The sequence below is a fragment of the Caballeronia sp. LZ003 genome, assembly GCF_031451465.1.
Lineage (GTDB): Bacteria > Pseudomonadota > Gammaproteobacteria > Burkholderiales > Burkholderiaceae > Caballeronia.
Genome location: NZ_JARUXJ010000260.1, coordinates 1 through 8,153 on the forward strand (window position 1 = coordinate 1; position 8,153 = coordinate 8,153).

The 8,153-nt window shown below is 56.5% G+C and carries 6 protein-coding genes and 1 pseudogene; all 7 read left to right on the forward strand.

Annotated elements, in window-relative coordinates; translation table 11 throughout:
- Positions 1-693, forward strand: a 693-nt coding sequence (locus tag QCE79_RS38465; RefSeq protein WP_309854226.1) for a DUF2345 domain-containing protein, incomplete at its 5' end; no start/stop codon positions are given.
- Positions 694-697: 4 nt separating this feature from the next.
- Entirely contained in the window at positions 698-3,112 is a 2,415-nt protein-coding gene (locus QCE79_RS38470; protein ID WP_309854229.1) for a M23 family metallopeptidase, read from the forward strand.
- Entirely contained in the window at positions 3,109-3,714 is a 606-nt protein-coding gene (locus QCE79_RS38475; RefSeq protein ID WP_309854232.1) for a hypothetical protein, read from the forward strand. Before QCE79_RS38470 ends, QCE79_RS38475 begins: the two co-directional genes overlap by 4 nt.
- Positions 3,715-4,499: 785 nt before the next feature.
- Positions 4,500-5,054 carry an XAC2610-related protein gene (locus QCE79_RS38480; RefSeq protein WP_250493863.1) on the forward strand — a complete coding sequence of 185 codons (555 nt, stop codon included), beginning with the start codon at positions 4,500-4,502 and terminating at the stop codon, positions 5,052-5,054.
- A 3-nt stretch (positions 5,055-5,057) separates the two neighbouring features.
- A complete protein-coding gene (locus tag QCE79_RS38485) occupies positions 5,058-5,318 on the forward strand; it encodes a PAAR domain-containing protein (RefSeq protein ID WP_250493864.1) in 261 nt (86 codons plus the stop codon).
- The gene (locus QCE79_RS38490; protein ID WP_309854237.1) at positions 5,318-6,598 is read left to right on the forward strand and encodes a hypothetical protein; all 1,281 of its coding nucleotides are present in this window, start codon (positions 5,318-5,320) and stop codon (positions 6,596-6,598) included. Before QCE79_RS38485 ends, QCE79_RS38490 begins: the two co-directional genes overlap by 1 nt.
- Positions 6,579-8,153 (forward strand): annotated as a pseudogene (locus QCE79_RS38495) (ImcF-related family protein); the annotation flags it as partial. The gene QCE79_RS38490 and the pseudogene QCE79_RS38495, both read left to right, overlap by 20 nt.

The window sequence follows — 8,153 nt, forward strand, 5'->3', positions numbered from 1 at the left end:
GCGAAAGGACTGTTCTTTTCGGCCGATGCGGCGGCTGGCGCTGATACGCCGCACTTGGAGATGCCTGCTGCCGTCGCGCAACTGAAGGCCGCGCTACAGCGCGTAACGGACCTTGCAGCGGCGACGACACAGGCCGGTGCCCATCCTGCCGACCGGGCTAAGCAGGCGGCGCTCCAGGACAGCCTGAACCAGCTTCGCGACGCGGGGCTGCTCGCGAGCGCCCCTGGCGGCATGGCATTCGTTACGCCGAAGTCGATACAGCACTCGGCGGGCGAGAACCTGATCGCGACCGCCCGAGACATGGACGTCAGCATGGCGAAACGTCTGCGCATGGCGGCGGGCGAGCTGATTTCGCTATGCGCGCATAAGCTCGGTATCAATCTGGTGGCGGCGAAAGGGAAACTGACTGCCGCAGCACTGACGGACGGCATGGACCTGTTCGCGCAGAAGCAGCTCCGCGTTGCGAGCGAGAGCGCGGACGTCCAGGTGGCCGCGAAGTCGAAAATCACGCTTAACAGCGGCGGGGCCTCGCTCGTGATCGAGAACGGCAACATGACCTTCCACTGTCCTGGCGCGTTCACCATGAAGGCGGGCTCGTTCATGTTCGTTGGCCCCGACAACATGCCGACCCAGTTGCCGTCCCTGCCGAAAAGCAGCCTGAAGATATCCGACCTGTATTCGTCATCTCACTGAAGCCATGATCATCAGCCCTCCCTTTCTTCCGGCGTCGGGCCTGACGACCAGCGACGCGTCGAACCCGGACCCCATGATGGACCTCATCGACCGGTTCGAGATCGGTCATCACGGAGCCTGGCCAGTCACCTTCGACCGGCGTTCTCATTGCGCCATCCATCTGAATCCGGGCGAGCAGACGGAACCTGTCCGCGCGATCGCCGATGGGGAAGTCGTTGCATACCGGATCTGCAGGAACGCCATCTCGGATGGCACGACTGATACGACGACCGGGCAGCCGGTGCTGAACTCGAATGCCGGCTTCGTCCTGCTGCGGCATAAGACCGACACGGGCGACGGGCGCACGATCACGTACTACTCGCTCTACATGCACCTGCTGGACATCACCAACCAGGAGCACATTGTCCCCCAACCTAACGATCCGCCGGAGACTGGCTCGGCGAACGCCTTACCCAAGTGGTTGCTCGATACGGGAGGAGGCAAGGACGGCGTGGTCCAGATCGGCGGCACGAAGAAGGTGTATCGCAAGGACATGCTTGGCTACGTTGGCCAGCATCAGGGCGTGGCACATCTGCACTTCGAAATCTTCATGACGGACGCCGATTTCACGGCCTGGTTCGAGAAGGTACAGATCGGGGTAAAAGAACCGGCCCAACCGACCACGGGCGACTACTGGGGGCACAGCTATTTCGTGATTTCTGGCCCGCAGGAGTTTTATCCGCAGCCGGCAGGCACGGATGAGATGTGGTTTCCCCGCGTGCCAGGCGGCTCGCTTGGTGCAGGCGATACGCTCTATGTCGAGGCATGGTTCAACAAGGGGCAGCGCTTTACGCGCGTGTGGATCGATAAGGGTGGCAGTGGCAACGTGACCTTGCTCACGCCCGCGCCCATTGCGGACCCATATGACAATGCCCAAAAACACTACGAATATGACATGTATGAGCGCGCGATGGCCCTTTATCCGGCGTGCCCGAGCGATGGTTATGAGATGCTGCGGTTTGGACGCATCTTGTCGGACCATCGAACGCTGACTGGGGCGGCTTGTGCCACCTGGCTCGCGGTGCCGTTTGACGAGAACGGCACACTTGGCTATATCAACATCGCCCCGGATGCCATCAAGAAGCTGTCTGACGCGGATTTTCCATTCTTTACGGGCTGGCAAAAGGTCGATGGCGACAACACGCCGTTCAGCGACGCCGGACGATGTGATCACGCCACGCTTTGCCAGCTGACCGGCATCCAGGATCCGCCGTCGTCGGCGCAACCGCTCGAAGCCGATCCGCACAATAGCAATGCGCTTGACCTACAGCTTGCCAGTTATGTACAGAACACGGAGGGTGTGGACGCAAAGCTCCGGGGGATGGTGTTCAAAGCTCGCAGCGAGTGGGATTCGTCCAACAACGAAGAACGCTACAAGGACTTGAACGATCCATATGGTTTTTTTGGGAGGCAGAAAGATACCAACCCTGATGGGTACGCCAAATTCACCAATTTTTTGAGCAAGTTCCAGTTTCTGGACAAAACGCCGCTTGCGGGGGAGCAACTTTGGTTCTTTCATCCGCTGGCCTTTATTCGGCATTTCAGGAAATGCGGATGGTTGAGCAAGAGAGAAATACTTCAACTCATTCCGTCCTTCGTTATCAGGAAGCCGGGGTCGCATAGCTCCATGAATCCGGGCGTGTGGGAGCAACCCAGCCTAGGATTCGCCGCGTCTCTGCTCGAAAATTTTGGCGTTAGTTTGAATAACTCAATGAGGAAATTTAAGCTCGATACCCCCCTTCGCCGAGCTTGCTTTATTGGGAACGCAACGCAAGAAACCGGCTGGTTTCACTATCTCACGGAAGGAAATCGTAGCGATAATGCAACGGACTTACATAATGGCTGGTTTGGGCGAGGTTTTCTTCAGCTAACTAATCCTGGCGGAAATATGGGAAGCGGGAATAACAACTACTATAAATATTTCAAGTTTATAGGCCGGAATCCAACGCTGCCACCGGGGCCGCAAGAGCTGCTGTGGCGTAACGAGATCGGGAGAGACGCTTTCCACGCCAGCCATAGTGCAGGTGCATATTGGGTATGGCCCAATAAGTCAGCACCCACAGCACACAATCTATCACTTCCGCAGGTCGATAGTGCAAACAAGTATGCCGATCTTCCTGCTGTAAATGAGAGAAGGACGATCAACACAAATTCAGGAATCAAAGTTTGGTACTACAATCAATCTTTCACGAATTGCGCGACGGCAGTTAACTACCCGGGTGCAACCGGCCGAATTCCACCAAATATGAATGGACTCGTCGACCGGTCCACCTCGTTTGTTAATGCGTTGGTAGTCTTGACTGACGTTACCCTCTTCAAAGGACAAAATCAGGAAGACGTATCGTGGCCAGAGAACTTTGAAAGGAGACGCGTCGCATGAGAAGAATAGTTCTGCTATGCCTTGTTTTTTCCTTAGGCACCGGAACCGCACGCGCGGCATCGATGGCTGATGATGGTGACTTGAAGAAAAATCTTTCGTCCTTGGAAAAGCAGTGTCAATATCAGTTGGATGAAAATCTTATCAATCGAATATCAAAATCATCATCAAAAGTCGATGAAAACGTCATTTCGATTGACTTTTATCTGACGATAAGACCAGCGAAGAGGGATGTTGAAGGGAAGTTAACATTTGCTTGCCTGACGACCAAAGCGGAGGCGTCAGAACAGAAAAGCTTAAAAAAAACTACGGCTTCCGCCGAAATTGCTTTGGAAGATTCTGGTGGTCGGTATGCGCGAGAAGTAGCGTGGCAGAGAAAATTTGAGGGTCAAGGATGGAATGGAACGATCGCTTACGTCAACGCAGTTTACGGTGATCAGCGAAAGCAACGAATTTCAGACTATTTTTTGATATGCCCCGATAAAAACGAATTAACCTGTTTTTCATTTGAAATTGTCAAATTTAAGCTTAGCAAAAGAGAGAGTAATCGGATTCCTGAGGCGCTTCTGGGAATTGAAATCGTCAATTATCGAAAATCGCGTTAAATAAGGTTATTTTTTAACTATCGCTTCAATTTTGGCTGTGCTCGTTGCGTGCGTTGAAGTTAGCGCATCGAAGGATGCCGCGAACGTACAGCATGCCAGCGGTCCTGTTTATTCGGTAGATTCTTGTGAATTCACAAAAGGAGATTTAGCTGGCGGGTCGTTTGATATTCAATGTGGTTCGCCTGCGGTAACTGGTGTATATAAATTTTCGAATTCTGCTGGGTCGGCGAATAGCGGTTCTGTCGACTTTAATATGACTTTTCATTGTCTGGCTGGGGCCAGTTTTGATGATATTGTCAATCAACTTTCCGCTAAACGGGTTAAAGGGGGGTGGATATCGATTGACACGGAAAATCCATTTAGTCGGACCAACATTTCAAGGAAAATATAAATTCCTTGGTGACAATTGGCGAGCTCTCGGATACAGTACGACGATATTGGTGGGCCTAAGCAAATTTAGAATTTTAAATATCTGCCTGAGCAAGAACGAAGGCTCGCAAGCCCTCTGTGTCAATGGGCCAGTAATGAGTGTATAAAACCCTAATGATGATCGGCTCCGCGTGCTTTTAAAGGTCGTGGAAAGTATAAAATTCGCAAATTAATCAATATGCAATCTTCCATCCGCAAAGGCGACAAACTCGAATGCGGCGGCGAAGTGGCAGGCGGCTTTCAGTGGTCCGAGATGTCGGGCCACCGCTGTTCGAAAGGGCGACGACGCGATTTGTGGGCATACTCTCAGATAGAGTAAGAAATCATCTTTGATTAGGAAATTAGCTGGATGAACTATGGCGATCCGAAAATATGTCTGCGCAGCATTGTTTTTCTTGCTTGGCGGCGCTGTGATGGCAGAAAATTTGCCAAGCGTGACCCTATCAAATGGTCATGCGTTCGTGACTACGCCGCGCGGAAAAAGCCAGATGATATCCGCGAAAAATCGAGCGATGGAATCAGATGCGAAGTTTATTGACTTAACATTCAATGGTTATGCTGATTTTGTGATGCTTAGAGATAGCGGGGCGAATCAGGAATTCTATGACGTTTATTTGTATTCAAAAGAGAAGGACGAGTATATTTATAATAAGCGTCTCAGCGATGTTCCGTGTTTGAGTGTTGACGAAAAGAACAAAGAATTAATCGGGCAGTGCTTCCATGAAAGCTCTTGTGAAAATTGGGAGGAGCACTATTCTGTTTCTTCGAATGGGAATATTTCTCTCGTGGAGCGAAAAGGGACTTATTGCGATCCGACCAATGGGCAGGGATATGCTTATATCGATCGTTTTCGAAATGGTAAAAAAATTTCTTCGAAAATTTCGCCCGTGGATAGCCAGTTGGCGCACTAAGTTATGCAAACCCCTATCCGTAAAGGCGACAAACTCGAACACGGCGGCGAAGTGACAGGCGGCTCGCCGTGGTTTGAGGTGATGGGCCGCCCGCTTGCCCGAAAGGGCGACGACGCGATCTGCGAGCAGCACGGACCGACCACTATCAACGAGGGCTATGCGAAATTTCCCGATCGCGACGGCAAAGAGGTCGCCCTCCATCATTATCGCTGCGCGTGCGGTTGCCGCTTGCTCTCGTCGCTGATGAATTTCAGCGTCGAGTAATGCCGGTCGATCTCTCTCCCGCCGGACGTCCCAGCGGGTATCCGCCGAGAATGCGTTTCTGGCCATGGGCGGCAACGTGGTTCGTATGTAACGTGTTCGGGCCGGTATTTGTGCTGCTTGCGTGGCCGAAGGGTGAGCCTGCGCGTGGCCTCGCGTTCTTGAGCTGGGTAGCCGGGGCACCGAACGGCGTGTTCCTGGGCCTGCTTGGCTTCGCACGCGCGGGTTACGAGGTGCTGTGGTATCGCGCGTACTGGCTCAACCACCATCGCGCCCTCTGGCTAGCGCAAAAGATAAGGTTCGCACAGCGCCCGCTGCATGTCGTTGATGCTGGGTATTGCCTACCACTGACGGGCAAATCCCTTGCCGAAGCTCTTGCAGGTAGACAGTCGCTCCTGAAGATGCAGAGCGCCCGACATGGCTCGGGTAAGGTCTCATGCAACCGCTTTGAGGACCATGACCCGTTGCTGTCCGGGCCGGCACTGGTCGGTGAAGAGGGAAGCGAGGGCGACGACGCAGGTGTGCTGATCGAGGTTGCTCCCGCTGTCCAGATGATCCGTGTCGCGATTGAACCGCTGGCCGGAAGTCTCCGGGCGTTGACCCGATATGAAAAGCAGTACTGGCCACAGGTACGCGTGCTGACCGCGCCAGAGACAGCGGGCCTGTATGTGGCTCATGTTCGGGAGGCGTTGCGGCTGGATGCGCTTCCGCCGCTCGAGGTGCAGGCCGTCCCCGCGACCGACGGCCTGCTGGTGGCCGACGGCTGGCTCGACGCGCGCGAGAGTCGTCCGCTCCTCGCAGTCGCCGCAGCATGGTACGACGAGGGCATCGACGAAGGCTGTGCCGAAGGGTGTGCGGCAGTGCTGTTCGATCCCGGTTACTTCAGGCTCCCGCCGGAAGTCCGCCACAAGGCTGTGTTGCACCGGCCCGTCCAAGCAATCGACGGTGGGGCTGAATACGGCTTCGCGAATGCCGCCATTTGGGGCAAGGCCAGGGCCACAGCGGTGACACGCGCGTGGATCACGCGCCCCGTTGAACACAGCGACCGCGCGCTCGCTGCCGCAGGTTTTCAGACCGCATCGAAGGACGCTGCACAGCACCGGCTCGATCGTATTGTCGGCAACGTGGGCGCGGCAAACGGCCTGCTAGCGATTGCAGCTGCCATAGAGGCTGGCGCCACAGACGGCCCGAAACTTGTTGTCGATGGCTTACAGTCGGCCATCCTCCACGTCATACCCGCAGAAAACACCAACGCTTCCTCGCATGACGACTCCCCAAAATAACCTGCAGAACATGCAACCCGACGCCGTCGCCAGTAACCCGGCTCCAAGCCGCGTGGCGATCTGGGGCATGCCCCTCGCCGCGCTCGTCCTCGCCATTGCGGCACTTCTGCTGATCTGGTTCGGGAATGGCCGCTTTGACATCGCGGATGGCGCATCCCGCATGCGGCTGTTGATCGGCATCCCAATCGGGCTAGTCGTCATCGTGATCGCGCATCTGTTCTCGGTATCGACGGGTGCATATGCTGGGGCGGCCAGACTGTTTCGCTTCGAAACCGGTGACCGCACCACGACGGCGAAGCCGCTCAAGCACGACGCACGCTTGCAACGCGTGGCCGAGGAAATGCGCGTCGCGCATGGCAGGTTCTGGCGTAGCCGTCTGCGCTGGCTGATGGTCGACGGCAGCGATACGCGGGTCGATCAGGTTGCGCCGGGACTCAAGCAGGCAGGCGTTATACACGTCGGCGAGACCGTCCTCGTTCACGCCGCGCCGGACGGTATCGCAAAAGAGAAGTGGCTCGGCCAGATACGCAGATTGCGTAGTCGTCGCCCGGTCGATGGTTTGGTCCACGTCGCAAATGCCGACGAGCCCGATGCGGACCTGCCCCGCACGCTCTCGTTGATTGCCACCGCGCTCGGCTGGGCCGCGCCCATCACGTTCCTTCACCCGGTCGAGACCGAGGGTCGTCCATCCGAACGGTTCGAAGCGATCGGCGCCTTCATGCCGAACGAGTCGCGCAGGCAGGCGCAGCATGCCGCCGAATGCGTGCCTGACTTGCTCGACCACGTTCAGTGGAGGTCGGCAGACGCGGGCGTGAGCCTTCATACGCGCGAGAAGGCGATATGGCTGTTGCAAATCTCGAAGTATGTTTGCGACCATGCCGCGCGGATTGCTACGACCCTGGGCACGCTTGCCTCGTCGAACTGGCTGCGTGCGCCGCTCGCAGGCGTCATGTTCGCGCCGGTCTTTCCGGTGCCAACTGTCGTACCGGTACCGATACCGGTCGGGGACGAGGATGCAAACGCCACGCCGGATCAGCCTGCCGATGCTCCGCAGGTAATGACGGTTACGCGCGAGCAGCCAGCCGCGTTGCTTCCGGTATGGAAAGAGATCGCTGCCAGGGCGCCCCGTTATCGGGGCCGGCGCGCGGGCTTGTACTGGCGCGATGCGGTTGCAATGGCGGTCCTAACCGGGGCCGTGGTATGGGCGGTCGCGCTGGTCGTCTCGGGCCTCGGTAACCACGCGCTAATCAAGGATGCCGAAGCGACCGCGTGGGCGGCTCTGCAGGCAGCGCCAGGTTCGCCACAGGCAATGCGTGCGCAACTCGCCCTGCAGCAGCAGATCGAGACGCTCGAATACCGCCGGGATCATGGCGTACCGTGGCATCTGCGCGCGGGTCTCGCGCGCAACGATGAACTCCTCGACGCGCTCTGGCAACCGTATCAGACCGTGGCCATACGCAACCTGCGCGATCCGTCCGCCCATCAACTCGAAGCCACGCTCACGCAACTCGCTCAGTCTCGCGCCGACGCACTGCCCAGCACCGAGGAGCAACAG

Coding starts and splice junctions, on each gene's coding strand:
- QCE79_RS38480 (WP_250493863.1), top strand. CDS start 4,500: ATGGCGATCCGAAAATATGTCTGCGCAGCATTGTTTTTCTTGCTTGGC.
- QCE79_RS38485 (WP_250493864.1), top strand. CDS start 5,058: ATGCAAACCCCTATCCGTAAAGGCGACAAACTCGAACACGGCGGCGAA.
- QCE79_RS38470 (WP_309854229.1), top strand. CDS start 698: ATGATCATCAGCCCTCCCTTTCTTCCGGCGTCGGGCCTGACGACCAGC.
- QCE79_RS38490 (WP_309854237.1), top strand. CDS start 5,318: ATGCCGGTCGATCTCTCTCCCGCCGGACGTCCCAGCGGGTATCCGCCG.
- QCE79_RS38475 (WP_309854232.1), top strand. CDS start 3,109: ATGAGAAGAATAGTTCTGCTATGCCTTGTTTTTTCCTTAGGCACCGGA.